At 69.7% G+C, this 19243-nt stretch carries 14 protein-coding genes and 1 other RNA gene; 1 reads left to right on the forward strand and 14 read right to left on the reverse strand.

Annotated features, from left to right (window positions below; genetic code table 11):
- Nucleotides 1-15: 15 nt before the first annotated feature.
- From murC to ACLBX8_RS21010, 3 genes are read right to left on the reverse strand one after another with little or no spacing between them, the layout of a single operon-like run.
- Entirely contained in the window at nucleotides 16-1422 is a 1407-nt protein-coding gene (murC, locus tag ACLBX8_RS21000) for a UDP-N-acetylmuramate--L-alanine ligase (protein ID WP_447693881.1), read from the reverse strand.
- A 50-nt stretch (nucleotides 1423-1472) separates the two neighbouring features.
- The gene (gene murG / locus ACLBX8_RS21005; protein WP_447715698.1) at nucleotides 1473-2582 is read right to left on the reverse strand and encodes an undecaprenyldiphospho-muramoylpentapeptide beta-N-acetylglucosaminyltransferase; all 1110 of its coding nucleotides are present in this window, start codon (nucleotides 2580-2582) and stop codon (nucleotides 1473-1475) included.
- A complete protein-coding gene (locus ACLBX8_RS21010; protein ID WP_447715699.1) occupies nucleotides 2579-3745 on the reverse strand; it encodes an FtsW/RodA/SpoVE family cell cycle protein in 1167 nt (388 codons plus the stop codon). The genes murG and ACLBX8_RS21010 overlap by 4 nt, the downstream gene beginning before the upstream one ends.
- Nucleotides 3746-4049: 304 nt before the next feature.
- On the opposite strand from ACLBX8_RS21010, the gene ACLBX8_RS21015 reads away from it, so the two are divergent.
- On the forward strand, nucleotides 4050-5525 hold the full coding sequence (locus ACLBX8_RS21015; RefSeq protein WP_020094125.1) for a methyl-accepting chemotaxis protein: 1476 nt from the start codon (nucleotides 4050-4052) through the stop codon (nucleotides 5523-5525).
- Between the two features lie 12 nt (nucleotides 5526-5537).
- Here the strand turns inward: ACLBX8_RS21015 and murD are convergent, their stop codons facing one another.
- The 11 genes from murD to ACLBX8_RS21070 all read right to left on the reverse strand — a co-directional run bounded on the left by murD (nucleotide 5538) and on the right by ACLBX8_RS21070 (nucleotide 18696).
- Complete coding sequence (murD, locus tag ACLBX8_RS21020; RefSeq protein WP_447715700.1) at nucleotides 5538-6902, reverse strand: UDP-N-acetylmuramoyl-L-alanine--D-glutamate ligase; 1365 nt, start codon at nucleotides 6900-6902, stop codon at nucleotides 5538-5540.
- Nucleotides 6903-7107: 205 nt separating this feature from the next.
- Entirely contained in the window at nucleotides 7108-8193 is a 1086-nt protein-coding gene (gene mraY / locus ACLBX8_RS21025) for a phospho-N-acetylmuramoyl-pentapeptide-transferase (RefSeq protein ID WP_020094123.1), read from the reverse strand.
- A 77-nt stretch (nucleotides 8194-8270) separates the two neighbouring features.
- Nucleotides 8271-9719, reverse strand: coding sequence for a UDP-N-acetylmuramoylalanyl-D-glutamyl-2,6-diaminopimelate--D-alanyl-D-alanine ligase (locus tag ACLBX8_RS21030; RefSeq protein ID WP_447715701.1), 1449 nt, complete (start codon nucleotides 9717-9719; stop codon nucleotides 8271-8273).
- Nucleotides 9720-9738: 19 nt separating this feature from the next.
- Entirely contained in the window at nucleotides 9739-11196 is a 1458-nt protein-coding gene (locus ACLBX8_RS21035) for a UDP-N-acetylmuramoyl-L-alanyl-D-glutamate--2,6-diaminopimelate ligase (protein ID WP_447715702.1), read from the reverse strand.
- A gap of 24 nt (nucleotides 11197-11220) precedes the next feature.
- Entirely contained in the window at nucleotides 11221-13065 is a 1845-nt protein-coding gene (locus ACLBX8_RS21040; RefSeq protein WP_376738867.1) for a peptidoglycan D,D-transpeptidase FtsI family protein, read from the reverse strand.
- A gap of 54 nt (nucleotides 13066-13119) precedes the next feature.
- The gene (gene ftsL, locus ACLBX8_RS21045) at nucleotides 13120-13533 is read right to left on the reverse strand and encodes a cell division protein FtsL (protein WP_012319332.1); all 414 of its coding nucleotides are present in this window, start codon (nucleotides 13531-13533) and stop codon (nucleotides 13120-13122) included.
- On the reverse strand, nucleotides 13530-14594 hold the full coding sequence (rsmH, locus tag ACLBX8_RS21050; protein WP_447699634.1) for a 16S rRNA (cytosine(1402)-N(4))-methyltransferase RsmH: 1065 nt from the start codon (nucleotides 14592-14594) through the stop codon (nucleotides 13530-13532). Before rsmH ends, ftsL begins: the two co-directional genes overlap by 4 nt.
- 427 nt (nucleotides 14595-15021) lie before the next feature.
- An RNA gene (gene rnpB / locus ACLBX8_RS21055) (RNase P RNA component class A) lies at nucleotides 15022-15420 on the reverse strand.
- 51 nt (nucleotides 15421-15471) lie between these two features.
- Entirely contained in the window at nucleotides 15472-15912 is a 441-nt protein-coding gene (locus tag ACLBX8_RS21060) for a VOC family protein (RefSeq protein WP_020094118.1), read from the reverse strand.
- Nucleotides 15913-16437: 525 nt separating this feature from the next.
- A complete protein-coding gene (locus tag ACLBX8_RS21065) occupies nucleotides 16438-17418 on the reverse strand; it encodes an aldo/keto reductase (protein ID WP_447715703.1) in 981 nt (326 codons plus the stop codon).
- Between the two features lie 132 nt (nucleotides 17419-17550).
- The gene (locus ACLBX8_RS21070) at nucleotides 17551-18696 is read right to left on the reverse strand and encodes a DUF2235 domain-containing protein (RefSeq protein ID WP_447715704.1); all 1146 of its coding nucleotides are present in this window, start codon (nucleotides 18694-18696) and stop codon (nucleotides 17551-17553) included.
- Nucleotides 18697-19243: the final 547 nt, after the last annotated feature.

The raw sequence follows: 19243 nt of genomic DNA on the forward strand, positions 1-19243 counted from the left end.
GCGCGCGCACCGCGCCTACCGTCCCCGCGCGGCGAGTTCGTCCGGCAGGGCGTAGGCCCACTGGGTGATCGTGCCGGCGCCGAGGCAGACCACGTAGTCGCCGGGCTTGGCGAGCTCCGCGATGATGCCCGCGAGTTCCTCCGGCCGCTCCAGGGCCCGGGCGTCGCGGTGACCGCGGGAGCGCAGGCCGGCCACGAGGCTGTCGCGGTCGAAGCCCTCGATCGGCTGCTCGCCGGCCGCGTAGACCGGCGCGACGATGACCGTGTCGGCATCGTTGAAGCAGGTGCAGAAATCGTCGAACAGCGACTGCAGCCGGGTGTAGCGGTGCGGCTGCACGACCGCGACGACGCCGTGCTCGGTCGAGGCGCGGGCGGCCTTGAGCACCGCCTTGATCTCCACCGGATGGTGCCCGTAATCGTCGAAGATGGTCGCGCCGTTCCACTCGCCGGTGCGGGTGAAGCGCCGCTTCACGCCGCCGAAGCCCGCGAGCGCCTGGCGGATCGCGTCCGGCTTCACGCCGAGCTCGTGCGCGACGGCGAGCGCCGCGGTGGCGTTGAGGGCGTTGTGCTTGCCGGGCATCGGGAGGACGAGATCCTCCATCTCCATCCGGTAGCCGGGCCGACGATCGCGGATCATCACCCGGAAGCGGCTCTGGCCGCCGCGCAGGTCCACGTCGATCAGGCGCACGTCGGCCTGCGGGTTCTCGCCGTAGGTGATGATCCGCCGGTCCTCGATATGGCCGACGAGGTCCTGGACCACCGGGTGGTCGATGCACATCACCGCGAAGCCGTAGAACGGGATGTTGTCGATGAAGCGCCGGAACGCGTCCTTGATCGCGTCGAACGAGCCGAAATGGTCGAGGTGCTCGGGATCGATGTTGGTGACGATCGCGACGTCCGCCGGCAGCTTCAGGAAGGTGCCGTCGGACTCGTCGGCCTCCACCACCATCCACTCGCCCGCCCCCATGCGGGCGTTGGTGCCGTAGGCGTTGATGATGCCGCCGTTGATCACGGTCGGGTCGAGGTTGCCGGCGTCGAGCAGGGTGGCGACGAGCGACGTGGTCGTGGTCTTGCCGTGCGTGCCGGCGATCGCCACGCAGGACTTGAACCGCATCAGCTCGGCCAGCATCTCGGCCCGTCGCACCACGGGCAGGCGTCGCTCGCGGGCGGCCTGCAACTCGGGGTTGTCGCGCCGGATCGCGGTCGAGACGACGACGAGGGCGGCCTCCTCGACGTTCTTGGCGTCGTGGCCCACGAAGGTGCGCATGCCCTTCTCGGCGAGACGGCGGACATTGGCGTTGTCGGAGGCGTCCGAGCCCTGCACTGTGTAGCCGAGGTTGTGCATCACCTCGGCGATGCCGGACATGCCGATGCCGCCGATGCCGATGAAGTGGATGGGGCCGAGCTTGTCGGGCAGCTTCATGGGTCGAACCGTCTGGTGGCGGGACCGCCGGTGCGGAATCCCTCAAGAAATCAGATGCGGGCGGCCGTCTCGACGACGACCTCGGCCAGCCGCTCGGCGGCGTCGTGGATGCCCGCGCTTCTGGCCGCATCGGCCGCCGCGGTCAATTTTGCCGGCGTCTCGAAGCAGGCGGTCAGCTCCGCGGCGAGCCGTTCGGGCGTGAAATCCGGCTGCTTCACCGCCAGCGCCGCGCCGATGGCGTCGAGGGTCGCGGCGTTGGCGGCTTGGTCCTGGTCGAGGGAGCCCGGCAGCGGCACGAGGATCGACGGGCGGCCGATCGCCGCGAGCTCGGAGACCGTCGAGGCGCCCGAGCGCGAGACCACGAGGTGGCTCGCGGCCATGCGGGCGGGCAGGTCCTTGAAGAACGGTGCCGCCTCGATCCCGGCGAGCCCCATGGCGAGGTAGCGGTTCTGAACGGCCGTCAGGTCCTCGGGGCGGACCTGCTGGACGAGATGCAGGCGGGCGCGCAGCGCGTCGGGCAGGCGGGCGATCGCCTCCGGCACGACCTCGCCCATGACCCGGGCGCCCTGGCTGCCGCCGAAGACCAGGAGCCGCAGGGCGTCGCCCTCGCCGAAAGCGGGATACGGGACCTTGGCCGCCTCGATCACCGCCGGGCGGAGCGGATTTCCGGTGTGGATCCGCGGGGCCTTGGCCTTGTCGGGCACGCCGCGCACGACCTTGAAGCCGGTGGCGATGGTGCGGGCGCCCCGCGCCAGGAAGGCGTTGGCCCGGCCCATCACGGCGTTCTGCTCGTGCAGGATCGTCGGCACGCGCAGGATCTGGCCGGCGAGCACCGGTGGGACGGTCGGGTAGCCGCCGAAGCCCACGATGGCGGCCGGGTTGATCCGGCGGATCTCCTTCGCGGCGACGCCGAAGCCCCGGCCGAGGGTCAGCACGGCGCCGGCCCGCTTCAGCGGCGAGCGGCCGGACGGCGTCGCCGACGCGATGGTGACGACCTCCGAGGCCGGGAACTCGGACGCGATGGAATCGACCCGGGCGTCGGTGGCGAGCGCCACGCGGATGCCGCGGGCCCGCAGGGCGTGGGCGAGGCTCTCGGCCGGGAACAGGTGGCCGCCGGTGCCGCCCGCGCAGAGCAGGATCGTGGGGGTGAAGACGGTCACCGCATCACCCCGGCGACGGTGGCGGGCGCGGTGCCGGGGGGCTTCTGGCTGAGCATGACGGTGCGGGGGCGCTTGCGGGTCAGGGCGACGAGGAAGCCGGTGCCGAGCGCCAGCGAGATCAGCGAGGAGCCGCCGTAGGAGACGAACGGCAGCGTCATGCCTTTGGCGGGCATCAGCTGGGTGTTCACCGCCATGTTGATGCAGGCCTGCAGGCCGAACAGCGTGGTCAGGCCGGTGATCGCCAGCCGCGAGAAGGTGTCGTCGGTGCGCCGCGCGAGCTTGAGGCCGCGCAGGACGATGAAGGCGAACAGCACCACGAGGCAGAGGCAGACGATCACGCCGAACTCCTCGCCGGTGACCGAGAAGATGAAGTCGGTATGCGCGTCCGGCAGGTGGCGCTTGGCCACGCCCTCCCCCGGCCCGGTGCCGAACCAGCCGCCCGAGCGGAACGATTCGCGCGACCAGAAATCCTGGAAGCCGCCGCCCGAATCCCGGTCGAGGAACTTGTTGAAGCGCTCGCGCACGTGGTGGAAGAACAGGTAGGCAGCGAACACACCTCCGAGGCCCAGCACGCCGAGGACGGCCACCCAGATCAGGTGGAGGCCGGCCACGAAGAACAGCGCGCACCACACCATGGTAATCAGCATGGTCTGGCCGAAATCGGGCTGGAGCAGCAGCGGCACGATGGTGATCGGCAGGAGCAGCAGCGCCAGGATGCCGCCCGGCATGTCGCGGCGCTGGGCGCCCTCCGAGAAGGCCCAGGCGGCGACGACCACGAAGGCCGGCTTCACGAACTCCGAGGGCTGCAGGCCGAAGGAGCCGAACTGGATCCAGCGATGCGCGCCCTTGATTTCGGGCCCGAACTTGCCGGCGAGCAGGCACAGGATGACGCCCAGGATCCACGTGACGAGCGCGAGCCGCCGGATGCCGCGCAGCGACAGGAACGAGACCGCGCAGATCAGCAGGATGGTCGGCGCGAGGTACATCGCCTGCCGGTTGAGGAAGTAGAAGGTCGGCAGGCCGATCCGCTCGGCCACGGGCGGGCCGCCGCCCATCAGGAAGACGAGGCCCGCGACCATCAGCGCGAACAGCGCCGCGAGCAGGCCGCGGTCCACCGTCCACCACCAGTCCGTCAGGGGGGTGCGTTCCGCGCGTGACATCATGCCGGGCAACGACTCCAGGCCGCGCGGATGCCGATCCGCGCGGGTCGGCCGGGATCCTCGGCAGGAATGGTAAACGGAGCCTTATGACCGACAGGTCGGGGCGCGTCGGGGCGCATCGGGGCACGTCAGGACGCGTCGGGACGCGACGGCCACGCAGCCGGCGGCCCTGGGATGCTGTATTAGGACGGCGCAATACTAGTAAAAAGACACTCTATGTTAATCTTCCCATTGCAACTTTCGGATGTATCGACCCGGCGGGTCGCGGTGCGCCGCGCCCGATCCGCCCAGCGGAAGCCGACGCGCCATGTTCTCTGCCCTGAACGTCCGTGAAGCGCATGCCAAGCTCGCGGCCCTCGACCGGGTTCAGGGCGTGATCGAGTTCGACTTGGCGGGGCGGATCCTGTCGGCGAACCGGAATTTCCTCGACGTCGTCGGGTACACGCTGCCGGAGATCGTCGGTCAGCACCACAGCATGTTCATGGAGCCCGCCCAGCGGGACGCGCCGGACTACCGGGCCTTCTGGGAACGCCTGCGCTCCGGCACCTTCGAGTCGGGCCAGTTCCAGCGGGTCGGCCGGGGCGGCCGGTCGATCTGGATCCAGGCCTCCTACAACCCGATGCTCGACGTCCGCGGCCGGCCCTACAAGGTGGTGAAGTTCGCCACCGACATCACGCAGCAGCGCACCGAGGAGGCCGACCGCGCCGGGCAGATCGCCGCGATCGACAAGGTGCAGGCGGTCATCGCCTTCGACCTCGACGGCACGGTGATCGCGGTGAACGACAATTTCCTCGCCGCGATGGGCTACAGCCGCGCCGAGGTGCTCGGGCAGCATCACAGCCTGTTCGTGGAGCCCGCCTACCGGGAGAGCGAGGCCTACCGGGCCTTCTGGGCGGCCCTGCGGAACGGCACCTATCAGGCGGCCCAGTTCCGGCGGATCGGCAAGGACGGGCGCGAAGTCTGGATCCAGGCCTCCTACAACCCGATCCTCGACGCCGCCGGCCGGCCCTACAAGGTGGTGAAATTCGCCACCGACATCAGCGATCAGGTCCGGCTGTTCGCCAACCTGCGGACCCTGATCGATCAGAACTTCGGCGAGATCGAGCAGGCGGTGACGCACTCGACCACGGCGGCCTCGCTGGCCTCGTCGGCGGCGGACTCGACCTCCGGGAACGTCCAGACCGTGGCGGCCGCCGCCGAGGAGCTGGCGGCCTCGGTGGCGGAGATGTCCCAGAGCATCGTGCGCTCCCAGAGCGCCACCGACACCGCCTATGCCTGCGTTCAGGACGCGGACGGCCACACCAAGCGGCTGGCCGAGACCGCCACCGCCATGACCGGCATCGTCGGCCTGATCCAGGACATCGCCGGCCAGATCAACCTGCTGGCGCTGAACGCCACCATCGAGGCCGCCCGCGCGGGCGCGGCGGGCCGCGGCTTCGCGGTCGTCGCCTCCGAGGTTAAGGCGCTGGCCGACCAGGCGGCGCGCGCCACCGGTCAGATCAACGGCGAGATCGCCAGCGTGCAGCGCGTCTCGCAGGAGGTCGTGCAGGCTCTCAGCTCGATCGGGTCCTCGGTCTCGGTGATGCGCGAGACCGTGGTGGCCACCGCGGCCGCCATCGAGGAGCAGAGTGCCGTGACCCGGGATCTGGCCGAGAGCATGCAGAGCGCCGCGGGGGCCGTCACGGAGATCACCGGCAACATCGGGGCGATCGTCCAGTCGGTGGCCAACGTCTCGCATGCGGTCGACACCACCCGCGACGCCGCCAAGGTTCTGGCGCGCTGAAGTGGCGCTGCCTCAGGGCAGCGCCTGCACCAGCTCGCGGAAGCGGTTGCCGCGGATCTCGAAGTTCCGGAACTGGTCGTAGGACGCGCAGGCCGGCGACAGGAGCACCACCGGCTCCGGTGCGCCCGAGGCGGCGGCGTTCTCGGCGGCCTTCGGGACGGCGTTCTCGAGGGTCTCGCAGCGCGTGTAGGGCACGGCGCCCTCTAGGGTCGCCGCGAAGGCGTCCGACGCCGCGCCGATCAGGTAGGCGTGCGCGACCCGCTCGAAATACGGCACCAGCGGGAAGATCCCGCCCTCCTTGGCCTTGCCGCCGAGAATCCAGTGGATGTCCCGGAAGGCGGTGAGGGCCTTCTCGGTGGAATCCGCGTTCGTCGCCTTGGAATCGTTGACGAACAGCACGTGGCCGCGCCGCCCGACCTCCTCCATCCGGTGCGGCAGGCCCGGGAACGAGGTGAGGCCGGCCTGGATCTGCTCCGGCGACAGGTCGAGGGCCCGCGCGACGGCCACCGCCACCGCGGCGTTCTGCCAGTTGTGCGCCCCCCGGAGCGAGCCGATCCCGTTGACGTCGGCGAGGGCCGTCCCGTTCGGCTCGCGGACGATCCCGTCGCGCACCGTCAGCGCGTCGGTGCACAGCACGTCGCCGTGGGGCACGTGGACGCGCACGAGGTCGGCGCCGCGGCGGTCCGCGATGGCGCGGCTCGGGGCGTCGTCGACGCCGACCACCGCGAGGTCGGCGCCCTGGATCAGGCGCTCCTTGATGGCCGCGTACTGCTCCATCGTGCCGTGCCGGTCGAGATGGTCCGGCGTGATGTTCATCAGCACGCCGACGCTCGGGTCGAGGCTCGGCGTCAGGTCGATCTGGAACGACGACATCTCGATCACGTGGACGCGGTCGGCGGCCGGCGGCTCCAGCGACAGAATCGCGGTGCCTATGTTGCCGCCCATCTGCACGTCCCGGCCCCCCTGCGCGAGCACGTGGGCGATCAGCGCCGTGGTGGTCGACTTGCCGTTGGTCCCGGTGATCGCCACGAACGGCGCCCCCGGCGCCTGCGCCCGCCGCTCCCGGCAGAACAGCTCGATGTCGCCGATGATCTCGACGCCGGCATCCCGGGCGAGCCGGACGCTCCAGTGCGGCTCGGGATGGGTCAGCGGCACGCCCGGGCTCAGCACGAAGGCGGCGAACGCGGACCAGTCGGCCGCGCGCAGGTCCCGCGTCTCGATGCCGGCCTCCCGCGCGCGGGCGAGGCTGTCGGCATTGTCGTCCCAGGCCTGCACGCCCGCGCCACCGGCCTTCAGCGCCAGCGCCGTGGCGAGCCCCGAGCCGCCGAGCCCGAACAGGGCGACGGTCTTGTCCTGGAAGACGGTGACGGGTGTCATGCGGAACTCTGGATGCGGCGGCCGGATCCGGCCGACCCGAACCGGACCCTCGTCCCGGGCGCCCCGCCTCGGCGACCCCGAAGGCGGGCTCCCGGGATCGCGCGGCCGACCGGGAGCCTCCTTCGAGGCTCCCTTCCGCGGCCGCGCCTCAGGACGAGGGCGAGGATCGGATCGACCTCTCAGGCCGCCCCTCTAGCACGATTTCTCAGCGCAGCTTCAGCGTCGCCAGGCCGGCCATCGCCAGGATCACCGCGATGATCCAGAAGCGGATCACGACCTGCGGCTCCTTCCAGCCCTTCTGCTCGAAATGGTGGTGGATCGGCGCCATGCGGAAGACGCGCTTGCCCGTCAGCTTGAACGACGCGACCTGGATGATCACCGACATCATCTCCAGCACGAACAGGCCGCCGACGATCGCCAGGACGATCTCGTGCTTCGTCGCCACCGCGATGGAGCCCAGCAGGCCGCCCAGCGCCAGGGAGCCGGTGTCGCCCATGAAGATCTGGGCCGGCGGCGCGTTGAACCAGAGGAAGCCGAGCCCGGCCCCGATCACCGCGCCGCAGACGACGGCGAGCTCGCCCGTGTCGCGGACGTAGTTCACCTGCAGGTAGCTGGCGGTGAACGAGTTGCCGACGAGGTAGGCGATGAAGCCGAACGTGCCGCAGGCGATCATCACCGGCACGATCGCGAGGCCGTCGAGGCCGTCGGTCATGTTCACGGAATTGCCCGCCCCGACGATCACGAAGGCGCCGAACAGCGGGTAGAACCAGCCGAGGTTCAGGAGCGCGTCCTTGAACACCGGGAAGGCGAGCTGATTCTGCAGCGCGGCGGGCGAGTAGACCGCGATGGTCACGCAGGCCGCCATGGCGATCAACGCCTCGAGGGCGAGGCGGAACTTGCCCGAGAACCCCTTGTGCGACTGCTTCGTGACCTTGAGGTAATCGTCGTAGAAGCCGATCGCGCCGAAGCCGAGGGTGACGGTCAGCGTCACCCAGACGTAGTGGTTGCGCGGGTTGGCCCAGAGCAGGATCGCCACGACGGCGCCGGCCAGGATCATCAGGCCGCCCATGGTCGGCGTGCCGCGCTTGGTCAGCAGGTGGGTCTGCGGCCCGTCCTCGCGGATCGGCTGGCCCTTGCCCTGGCGGATCCGCAGCAGCGAGATGATCCAGGGCCCGAACCAGAACACGAACAGGCCCGCCGTGAACAGCGCGCCGCCGGTGCGGAAGGTGATGTAGCGGAACACGTTGAGCGGCGTGAAGCTGCTGCTCAGGTCCGAGAGAAGGTAAAGCATCCGGGCGCTCGGCCCCCTTGTTCAGGCTCAGGTTTCGGGGGACGGCGCCAGTCGCGCCGTGAGCGCGGGCGTGCCGGTCACGGGACGGCCTGGGTCCGCCGGGCCGGATCGACCGCGTAGCGGGCTTTCAGCGCCTCGACAATCCGGCCCATGCGGCTGCCGTTCGATCCCTTCACCATGACGGCGTCGCCGGACCGCAGGGTCCGGGCGAGCGGTTCGAGCAGGTCGGCGGCGGTGTCGGCCACCGCGCCGCGGCGGCTCACCGGCAGGGCCTCGAACAGGTGGCGCATCAGCGGGCCGGCCGTGAAGACGAGGTCGATCCGGGCCGCCTCGATCGCCTCCGCCAGGCCGCGATGCAGGTCGGGCGCGGCGGCGCCGAGCTCCAGCATGTCGCCCAGCACGGCGATCCGGCGGCCGCGGGGCCCGGTCTCGATGCCCGCCAGGGTCGCCAGCGCCGCGCGGACGGCGACGGGATTGGCGTTGTAGCTCTCGTCCACGAGGTAGGCGGTGCCGCCGCCGATCTCGAGGGCGGTGCGCTCGCCGCGTCCCGCCGGCGGCGTCAGGCCGCCCAGCGACAGGGCCGCGCGGGCGAGGTCGGCCCCGAGGCTGTGGACCACCGCTATGACGCCCAGCGAGTTCAGCGCCGCGTGCCGGCCGGCGGTGCCGAGCTTGTAAGTGACGGGCTGGCCCATCACCACCGCGTCGATCACCGACAGGTCGGGCCGCAGCACGATCCTCAGGGCGCGGACGTCGGCATCCGCGTGCTCGCCGAAGGTCACCACCCGGCCCGCCCGGGAGGCCTGAGCGTGGGCGGCCAGGCGGTCGAAATGCGGGGCGTCGCGGTTCAGGATGGCGACGCCGCCGGGCTGGAGCCCGGAGAAGATCTCGCCCTTCGCGTCCGCGATCGCGGCCAGCGAGGCGAAATGCTCGATATGGGCGGGCGCGATCGTGGTGATCAGCGCGATGTCCGGCCGGACCTGCGCGGTCAGCGGCACGATCTCGGCGCCGTGGTTCATGCCGATCTCGAACACGCCGTAGCGCGCGGAGCGCGGCATCCGCGTCAGGGTCAGGGGCACGCCCCAGTGGTTGTTGTAGGAGGCCGCCGAGGCGTGGGTCTCGCCCTGCTCGGACAGGACGTGGCGCAGGGCCTCCTTGGTCCCGGTCTTGCCGACCGAGCCCGTGACCGCCACGACCTGCGCGCGCGTCCGGGCCCGGGCGGCGGCACCGAGGCGCACCATCGCGGTGAGAACCGGGTCGGCGCCCCCGTCGGGCACCGCCAGGACGGGGCCGTGGACCGCGAGCGCCTCGGCGCGCGCGGCGCTCACCACGGCGGCGCCGGCGCCGCGCTCCAGGGCGTCGGGGACGAAGTCGTGGCCGTCGCGGGTGTCGCCGCGGATCGCGAAGAACAGGTCGCCGGGCTGGAGCGTGCGGGTGTCGATCGAGGCGCCGCCGATCGCGCGCCCGGCGCCGGTCAACCGGCCGCCCGTCGCGGATTCCAGCTCCTCCCGCGTCCAGAGTGCGGTCATCGTCGGTCCCCCGTCGTCCTCAGGCCGCCGCGGCGATCGCGGCGCGCAGGACCGCGTGGTCCGAGAACGGCAGCGTCCGATCCCCCACGATCTGGCCGGTTTCATGACCCTTGCCGGCCACGACCAGCACGTCGCCCGGTCCGAGACGGCCGACGGCGCTGTGGATCGCCTCCGACCGGTCGCCGATCTCCTCGGCGCCCGGCGCCGCGTCCAGGATGGCCCGGCGGATGGCGGCCGCGTCCTCGGTGCGCGGGTTGTCGTCCGTGACGATGACGACGTCGGCGAGCCGCTGCGCGATGGCGCCCATCAGCGGCCGCTTGCCCCGGTCGCGGTCGCCGCCGCAGCCGAACACCACGATCAGCCGGCCCGAAGCGAAGGGGCGGAGCGCGGCGAGCACGCTCTCCAGGGCCTCGGGCTTGTGGGCGTAGTCGACGAGGCAGAGGCCGCCCCGCGCCTCGCCGATCCGCTCCATGCGGCCCGGGACGCCGGTGAGATGGTCGAGGGCCGCGAGGACGCCGTCGGGATCGGCCGCGCCCGCCGGGGTAGCCAGCGCGAGGCCGGCCGCCACCAGGGCGTTCTCGACCTGGAACTCGCCGACGAGCGGCAGGCGCAGTTCCCGGGCCCGGCCCGCGAACAGGATCCGGGCGACCTGCGCGAACCCCTCCGTGCGGACCGCCTCGACCCGCAGGTCCCGGCCGCCCCGCCCGACCGTGCGGACCGGCCGGCCGGCGGCCTCGGCGGCGGCGATGACGCGCTCGGCGTAAGCGCCGTCGGCGTTGACGATGGCCGGGCGGCCCGGCGGCAGCAGCTCGGTGAACAACCGCAGCTTGGCCGCGAGGTACTCCTCGATGCTCGCGTGGTAGTCGAGATGGTCCCGGCCGAGATTGGTGAAGCCGGCCGCGTCGAGGCGCACGCCGTCGAGCCGGCGCTGCTCGATCCCGTGGGAGGACGCCTCCATGGCGAGATCGGTGACGCCGTCCGCGGCGAGTTGCGCCAGCGTCCGGTGCAGCGTCACGGGGTCCGGGGTCGTGAGGGAGCCGTACTGCGCGCCGCGGTTGGTGACGATGCCGACGGTGCCGAGGCTCGCGGAGTCGCGGCCGAGACGCGCCAGGATCTGGCGGACGAAGTCGGCCACCGAGCTCTTCCCGGCGGTGCCGGTGACCGCCACCACGGTCTCGGGCTGCGGGCCCGCGAGGCGGGCCGCCGCGAGGGCGAGCGACCGGCGCGCGTCGGCGACCGGGATCCAGGCGACCGCGTCGGGCAGGTCGGCGGGACGGGCCCCCTCCCCGGCGACCGCGGCGGCGCCGCGCTGCGCGGCCTGCGCGGCGAAACGTCGGCCGTCGGCCTTCGTGCCGGGAACGGCGACGAACACAGTGCCGGTCGCGACCTGCCGGCTGTCGGCCGTGAGGTCCGAGACGGTCAGGTCCGCGGCGGGGCCAGCAGCCTCGGGGAAGAGGTCGGCGAGCCGCGCGCTCATCGCTGCACCCTCATCGATCCGATCTCACGGGCCGCCCAGCTGGTTGACGTGGTAGGCGTTGAGCTTGACCATCTGCGGGAACGGCCTCACCGGCGGCTCGAATTGCGGCGGCAGGCCGAGGATCGGCGCGACGCGCTCGATCACCTTGCCGGTGACCACGCCGGAATTCCAGGCCGCCGTGGCGTAGCCGCCCGATTCCGGCAGGCCCTGCGGCTCGTCCATGATCGTGACGAACAGGTACTTCGGATCGTTCATCGGCGCCGCCGCCATGAAGGTCGTGAACAGGCGGTTGTGGATGTAGCGGCCGCCGATGACCTTCTCGGCGGTGCCGGTCTTGCCGCCGACGAAGTAGTACGGGACCGCCGCCTTCTTGGCCGAGCCCTCGGCGGCGTTGAGCCGCATGATGTAGCGCATCGCCTCGGAGGTCTGGCCCGAGAGGACGTGCGTGGCCCGCGCCCGCGCCGCCTCGGGCGTCGTCTTGAGGAAGGTCGGCGTCATCAGGTCGCCGCCGTTGGCGATGGCCGCCACCGCGGCCGCGGCCTGGATCGGTGCCACCGCGATGCCGTGGCCGAACGCGATGGTGATGGTGTTGATCTCGGTCCAGCGGGACGGGACGATCGGCGCCGCGCTCTCCGGCAACTCGGTGCGCAGCCGGTCGAGCAGGCCCATCTTCTTCAGGAAGGCCTTGTGGCCGGGCACGCCGACGCCGAGCGCCATCTTGGCGGAGCCGATGTTGGAGGAGTGCGTGAACACCTCCGGCATGGTGATGACGCGGTTCGTGCCGTGGTACTCGTGGATCTTCTGCCGGCCCCAGTTCAGCACGCCGCCCCGGGTGTCGAAGGTCGAGTTGACGTTGTACTTGCCGGAATCGAGCGCCATGGCGAGCGTCATCGCCTTGAAGGTCGAGCCCATCTCGTAGACGCCGACATTCATCCGGTTGATGCGGTCGGGCGAGAGCGCGTCCTTGGGATCGTTCGGGTCGAAATCCGGCATGGAGACGAGCGCGATGACCTCGCCGGTCTTCACGTCGAGGATCATCGAGGCGCCGGCCTTGGCCTTGAAGTGGTCGATGCCCCAGGCCAGCTCGTCGCGCACGGCGAACTGCGCGCGCAGGTCGAGCGAGAGCTGCACCGGCTTCAGGTCGGCCTGCTTGTTGATCAGCCCGAAGCTGTTGAGGGCCTGCAGCCCGGTGGAGTCGATGTACTTCTCCATACCGGCGATGCCGATGCCGTCGAGGTTCGTCGCGCCCAGGATGTGGGCGGCCGCGACGCCGTTCGGGTAGACCCGCTTGTGGTCGGGTAGGAAGCCGATGCCGGGGATGCCGAGCCGGTGGACCTCGGCCTGCTGTTTCGGGGTCAGCTCGCGCTTCACCCAGACGAAGCCCGCGCCCTTCTTGTCCTTGCGTTGCGTCAGCTTGGCGCGCAGCTCGGAGGCGTTGAGTTCCGGCAGGACGGCGGTGAGCAGCTCGACCGCCTCGTCCTTGTCGTAGATGTTGCCCGGCTCGGCGAAGACCGAGACCGTGCGGATGTCGGTGGCCAGGATCTCGCCGTTGCGGTCGATGATGTCGGGCCGGAAGGCGGTTGAGGACGCGGCCGCGACCCGGTGCTCCTGGCTGGGCGGCTCCCCGAAGATCGCCATCATCAGGAGCTTGGCCGAGATCGTCCCGAACACGCCGACGAAGACCAGCCCGACCATCGCGACCCGCAGGTGCGAGCGCTCGATCGCCAGCCGGAACATGCTGCGCAGGAGCGCCTTGGCGCGGTCGGCGCGCGGCTCGGGCTCGCGCGCCTCCTCCTCCAGGGGGCGCGGCGCGCCGGCGGCATGCGCCAGCGCGGCGGCTTCGAGCAGCGCCGCCTCGTGGTCCGACACGGCGGGCTCGACCGCCGGGTCTAGGGTCTCGTCGGCGTGATCGGACACGGGGGTTTACCTCGAAGCCGTCGTCGGGGTGCGGGTCGTGGTGACGGTGCGGGTGATCGAGCCGGTCGTGCGCGGCTCGATCGCGCCCTTGTCCTTGGGCGTCGCCGTGGCGGCGAGCAGACGGCCGATCTCGTCGCCGCGCTCCGGCCGGGCAGGCAGATCCGAGAGGCGCGCCAAGTGGCTGGTGCCGATCGGCTCCAGGGCGAGATGCTTGTCGACGGCCGCCTGGAGCCGGTCGGGCCGCGTCAGGAGCTGCCACTCGGCGCGCAGCACGGCGATCGCCTGCCGCTCCTTGTGCAGGGCGGTCTGGAGCTTCGAGACCTGACCGCCCTGGTAGAGCGTGTCGTACTTGATCGAGTAGGCGTAGATCGCCGAGGCGACGAGGCCGGCCACCGCCAGCAGGTTCAGGAGGCGGATCATCGGCGATGGCCTCCGCGGGCCGCGTCGGGCAGGCTCGCCAGCGCGGTCAGCGCGGCCAGCGGCTCGGGAACGTCGGATTCGGTGCGCTCCGCGGCCCGGAGCTTGGCCGAGCGCGCGCGCGGGTTGCGGGCGGTCTCGGCCTCGCCCGGCAGGACCGGGCCCTTCGTGACGGGACGGAAGCTGCGGACGGTCTCGACCGGGCCCCCGGGCAGGTGCCGGGAGCCCTGCGCGGAGCGGCCGCTGCGCGCCGCGAAGAACTGCTTGACGATGCGGTCCTCGAGCGAGTGGAACGTCACGACGGCGAGCCGGCCGCCGGGTCTGAGCACGCGCTCGGCCGCGTGCAGGGCACGGACCAGCTCGCCGAGCTCGTCGTTCACGGCGATCCGCAGGCCCTGGAAGGTCCGCGTCGCCGGGTGGATGTGGCTGCCGGGCTCGGTCCGGACCACGCCGGCGACGAGTTCGGCCAGCTGCGCGGTGGTCTCGATCCGCCCGCGGCGCCGCGCCTCGAGGATGGTCCGGGCGACCGCGCGCGAGCGCCGCTCCTCGCCGAAATGGTAGATGATGTCGGCCAGAACGGTCTCGTCGGCCTCGTTCACGAGGTCGGCGGCGCTCGGCCCGTCGCAGGCCATGCGCATGTCGAGGGGGCCGTCGCTGCGGAACGAGAAGCCCCGCTCCGGCGCGTCGAGCTGCATCGACGAGACGCCGATATCGAGGACGACCCGGTCGACCTGCGCGATGCCGGCCTCCGCGAGGAGGCTGTCGAGGTCGCCGAAGCGGCCGGAGAGGAGGCGCAGGCGCCCGCCGGACTCCGCGACGAGCGCCTGTCCGCCCGCGATGGCCGTGGGGTCACGATCGATCGCGACGACCTGCAGGGCCGGATCCGCCGCGAGGAGCGCGCGGGTGTAGCCGCCGGCACCGAACGTGCCGTCGACCGCGATCCCGCCCGCGGTGCCGAGCGTGTCGACGACTTCCGCGAGGAGGACGGGGACGTGCGGCTCAGCCGCCGCATCGCCGCCGCCGTGGCGGGGCGAACTCTCGGGGGAGGAGCGGCGCCGAGTCATGACCGCCTCGACGCGCCGGCGCGCCGTGGCGCGCGCGGATGGGCGGATTGTCGGCGCGTCCCGGAAACCCGGGCGCGGATGCGGCTCGTGCGTCTCATGGTGCCCTGTGCCGGGCCGCGCGAGCGCGGCGCGCGTGACGGGAACGGCACCGGATGCGGAGCGCGCAAGACGCCGCGCACGGACGGGACCTGCGCGATGGCAGGGTGCGCCCGGCGATCCGATACACGCCGTTGACGGGAGGATGCCGGGTATCATGGGCCTCGGAGGATCGTCAACGCACAAGCTTGGCACTGCCGCGCGGACCGATCTGAACCCGGCAAGGTTAACCGAAGGTTTTTGCCGCCGCGGAATCTTCGGCGCGCCGGCCGCCCGCGCGGGAACTCCGGCGGGGCGATAAAGCCTTGCAGGTGCAAGTCTTATCGGGAAGTGGATCAGCCGGCCTGTAAGCCGGGTTCTGTAGGGCCGGAGCGCTCGCGCGCGCCGGCGTGGCAGCCATTCCTCTGGGACGATCGTCGCCGATCGCCTCGAGCAACCAACCCGGGCGACTGGCCTGGAGAGCCGGCCTGCCCTTCTCGCGAAGGGCGCGCCGCCCCTATTCGGTCTTGCTCCCGGTGGGGTTTGCCGTGCCGTCCGCGTTGCCGCGTCCGCGGTGCGCTCTTACCGCACCCTTTCACCCTGACCCCGGACGGATCCGGGGCGGTCTGCTCTCTGTGGCACTGTCCCTGGGGTCGCCCCCGCCGGAGGTTATCCGGCACCGTCTCTCCATGGAGCCCGGACTTTCCTCCCCGAACGCTCGCGCGTCCGGAGCGGCCGCCCGGCCGGCTGATCCGCGGGCAGATGCGCCCGCGGGGCCGTCCGGGTCAAGGGCGCGGGCCCGTTACCAGGTGCCGGTGTTCTCCATGGACTTCCACGGCTCCTGCGGCTCCTTGGCGCCGCCCTTCTGGAGGATCTCGATGGAGATGCCGTCCGGCGACTTCACGAAGGCCATGTAGCCGTCGCGCGGCGGCCGGTTGATGGTGACGCCCTTCTCCTGCAGCTTGGTGCAGAAGCCGTAGATGTCGTCGACCTGATAGGCGAGATGGCCGAAATTGCGCCCGCCCGAGTAGGTTTCCGGATCCCAGTTGTAGGTGAGCTCGATCAGGGGCGACTTGGTCGCCGAGGCCCGCTCGACATCGCCGGGCGCGGCGAGGAAGACGAGGGTGAAGCGGCCCTTCTCGTTCTCGACGCGGCGCACCTCCTTCAGGCCGAACGTGTCGACGTAGAAGGCGAGTGCCCGGTCGAGGTCGGCGACCCGGACCATGGTGTGCAGAAATTCCATAATGGCGTTATCCCATTGATATGAAAGAACTTTTTGTCAGTTATGGCAAGAAACTGACACGAAGCTGCTTGCAGGGCGTCCACCTGCGGCATCTGATTGGGCGACGCGATAGCTAGCGTTCGATCGGGCGTCGAGTAGGCCGCACCCGATCTCCGGCATCTTCCCACCCCCCGAATTGGACAGCAGAGTCGGCACGCTGGCGATCGCTGCCACGACGGAGCTCTATAAGTCGTTGATCTAGAACGAATCTACGGGATGGCGCCCGATGGCGTCAGATCAGGAGGAGCTGAGCAGTATCGGTATTATGCCCCTAGCGCACACAGGACTGACGTACGAGCTCACTCTCCCGGTCGAACTTCAACACCCTTCTGATCGCCCGACCGATGTGTTCCGAAGGGGGCATCGGTCCCGCCGGTTGATCGGCTCGAATCAGCCGGCTTAGGAGGTTTGGCTGTGTCCCTAGGATTGGACGCCCCCTCCCCGCTCCTCGCCCCCCTTCTGGCTTGCCTCAAGCGGCCCCGGGTCTCAGCTATGACCTGACACCGCGTGTGGGATGTAAGACGCTTCGAGCGCCGCGCATTCATCGGCACTCAGCTCAAGCGTGAGCGCTGAAACCGCATCCGTGAGGTGATTCGGCTTGGACGCACCGATGATTGGCGTGATGTGTCTGCCCTTCCGCAGAAGCCATGCGAGCGCGATCTGAGCGCGTGGTACGCCTCTCCGCTCAGCGACCTCGCCAAGCGCATCTACTACCTTGCGATCCGCCTCCTCGGTCTTGCCATAGAACCGGTGGAGCGCATCGTCCGTCCGTAGGCGCTCGGTCGCCTCGTCCCATGGACGCGTAAGCCTCCCTCGCGCGAGAGGGCTCCACGGCATCACCGCCACCCCCTCCTCCGCGCACAGGGGCAGCATCTCCCGCTCCTCCTCGCGGTAGAGGAGGTTTACGTGGTTCTGCATACTGACGAACTCCGTCCAGCCGTGCAGCCGCGAGACGTACAACGCCTTAGCAAAGCGCCAGGCCGGCATCGAGGAAGCCCCGATATAGCGCGCCTTGCCTGCCTTCACGACATCATGGAGCGCCTCGAGAGTCTCCTCAATCGGCGTGTCGTAGTCGAAGCGGTGGATCTGGTAGAGGTCGACGTAGTCTGTTCCGAGGCGCGTCAGACTGGCGTCGATCTCCTGCATGATCGCCTTGCGCGACAAGCCCATGCCGTTCGGGCCGGGGCGCATGCGGTTGTAGACCTTGGTGGCGAGAACGATGTCGTCGCGGTTGGCGAACTCCTTCAGCAGCCTGCCAGTGATCTCCTCGGACGAACCGTCGGAGTAGACGTTCGCCGTGTCGAAGAAGTTGATCCCCTGTTCGATGGCCTGGCGCACGATAGGCCGGCTCTTCTCCTCATCGAGCGTCCAGGGGTGATTGCCCCTGCCGGGATCGCCGAAGGTCATACAGCCGAGGCAGAGCCGAGAGACCTTGATCCCTGTGGAACCGAACTTCACGAACTCCATGCAGGCCTCCGGGTGGTGTGTTCGAGCGGCAATCGGTACCGCCTAGCTGGGTTGAAACTCGATGTCGGAATCAGGCGTGTCTAGGCATGGCCTAATGAGCGGCGCGCAGCCTTGAACTCGGTCGACTCTTGCTCAGTCCACGATAAGCAGACCTGAGAATCCGCTCGGCCCGAAGTAGGGTTGCAGCGTTTTCGGCTGGTAGGGGGCAGTTGAGCACATGCCACTCTCGTCATTCGTGCACAGCTGCGCGGGCTTGCCGTAGCGCTCGATCACGCTCCGATGCACAGCTTCGTTAATCGCCTGAACCGGCCGTCCGTTCTCGTCTTGGGCGACGTATAGGCTCTCATTGAACGCCGTCTCACAGGGCCGCTCTCCGATCCTCCGTAGCGTTGGCCTGAAGTGATCGAGAGCGAAGAGGCCTGAGGAGGAGTCGTGAGCGGGCGCTGCCGCGTTTAGCTGTCCCTTCGGCAGGCAATCCCAATCGATCGCGAGACCGGCCGCCTCGGCTTTCCTCGCCACCCAGACAAGCGGAATGTCGGCGAGCGTTCGGGTCTTGTAGCCGCCTCCGACATCGGCATGCGCGCCTGCGAACCACACCTGCTGGATGGAAGAGCCAGCGGAGGCGGTGCCCGTCCAATAGGTCGGGATGAAGTTGTGGCGATGTTCGTCAATCGCCAGGGCTTGGACGGCCGTCTTCACGATGGAGCAAGGGCTCGTGTCGTGAAAGGCGAACTTCTTCTTGTTGGCATCCGAGAGAAGGGCACCTGGAATGCCGAGGCTGCCGACCGTGTCCCAGACGCCTACGAATTTGATCGTCACGCCGTCGTGCACTTGGGTCTTGTATCTGTCCGCGAAATCCTTCGGCGAATGCGGCTTGGAGGAGCGGTAGTACGCCCAGGCATCGGGTAGCGATGCCAGGGATTGCCGCTTCAGGATTCCGCAGGCGGATATCAAACCGACTAAGCTGCGGGCGGTGAAGGCGCCGCGTGAGAAGCCGAAGAGAAAAATCTCGTCGCCGGGAACGTAGTTCTGAGCAATGAACTGGTATCCTGACCTTATGTTGTCGTCGATGCCGAGGCCGGTTGCGCCCTCGACGAAGGTTTCCAGCTTCAGGCCGGATGTACCGACGCCACGAAGGTAGAGCACGATCTGGAACGTGGCTCCGCCTGTGTTGACCGAGCCGTGGATCGAGCGCGCGATCTGCGCAACGTTCGTGTCCTCAGTTTGTAGGTCGTCGTTGTTCCAGGTGCCGTCGCAGCAAACCACGATGCGTTTCATGGAAACTGCCTCCGAGATCGCCGGTTAGACGGGCGCTGGTATCTAATTTAGGGCGTTTGAAATCGGGCCGGTATACCGCTGGGACAGGCCTCGTGACCACGCCGCGGAACGGCCGGACGCGGACTGCGTGCGACCCTATCGTTGGTCCTCGGCAACTCGCGCCAGGACATCGCTTGATCGCTGCTGCTATCTAGGTCGAATTCGTCATTTAGCTGATCGCGCCGTTGACTCCGCACCTGGATCTCGTCAGCTAACCCCTTGATTTATCGGCTGCTCGGCGCTCGTCAAAGGCCATGGCGCCATTGCGGCAAGATCGAGCAGTCTAGTTTATATGCTCATTTCTAGCACGAAGCCTCGAAGTCCGACGTGTTCCAATCCGGCGGACAGGAGTGTCTGGAGTTGGCCGAAAGCCGCCAGTCTTGTGTGGATGGCTCCCGCATTGCAAGTGGCGAATTGAGCTTCTGACGCGTTGGTCGGGTGCAGTCTTGTGTCCGGCCTTTCGATGCAGTCGTTCATGTTGACCGCTGGCCCTGATGGTATCCGCGAG

This window comes from Methylobacterium sp. D48H (genome assembly GCF_053345715.1).

Coding starts and splice junctions, on each gene's coding strand:
- murC (WP_447693881.1), bottom strand. CDS start 1,422: ATGAAGCTGCCCGACAAGCTCGGCCCCATCCACTTCATCGGCATCGGC.
- ACLBX8_RS21010 (WP_447715699.1), bottom strand. CDS start 3,745: ATGATGTCACGCGCGGAACGCACCCCCCTGACGGACTGGTGGTGGACG.
- ACLBX8_RS21015 (WP_020094125.1), top strand. CDS start 4,050: ATGTTCTCTGCCCTGAACGTCCGTGAAGCGCATGCCAAGCTCGCGGCC.
- murD (WP_447715700.1), bottom strand. CDS start 6,902: ATGACACCCGTCACCGTCTTCCAGGACAAGACCGTCGCCCTGTTCGGG.
- mraY (WP_020094123.1), bottom strand. CDS start 8,193: ATGCTTTACCTTCTCTCGGACCTGAGCAGCAGCTTCACGCCGCTCAAC.
- ACLBX8_RS21030 (WP_447715701.1), bottom strand. CDS start 9,719: ATGACCGCACTCTGGACGCGGGAGGAGCTGGAATCCGCGACGGGCGGC.
- ACLBX8_RS21035 (WP_447715702.1), bottom strand. CDS start 11,196: ATGAGCGCGCGGCTCGCCGACCTCTTCCCCGAGGCTGCTGGCCCCGCC.
- ftsL (WP_012319332.1), bottom strand. CDS start 13,533: ATGATCCGCCTCCTGAACCTGCTGGCGGTGGCCGGCCTCGTCGCCTCG.
- rsmH (WP_447699634.1), bottom strand. CDS start 14,594: ATGACTCGGCGCCGCTCCTCCCCCGAGAGTTCGCCCCGCCACGGCGGC.
- ACLBX8_RS21060 (WP_020094118.1), bottom strand. CDS start 15,912: ATGGAATTTCTGCACACCATGGTCCGGGTCGCCGACCTCGACCGGGCA.
- ACLBX8_RS21065 (WP_447715703.1), bottom strand. CDS start 17,418: ATGGAGTTCGTGAAGTTCGGTTCCACAGGGATCAAGGTCTCTCGGCTC.
- ACLBX8_RS21070 (WP_447715704.1), bottom strand. CDS start 18,696: ATGAAACGCATCGTGGTTTGCTGCGACGGCACCTGGAACAACGACGAC.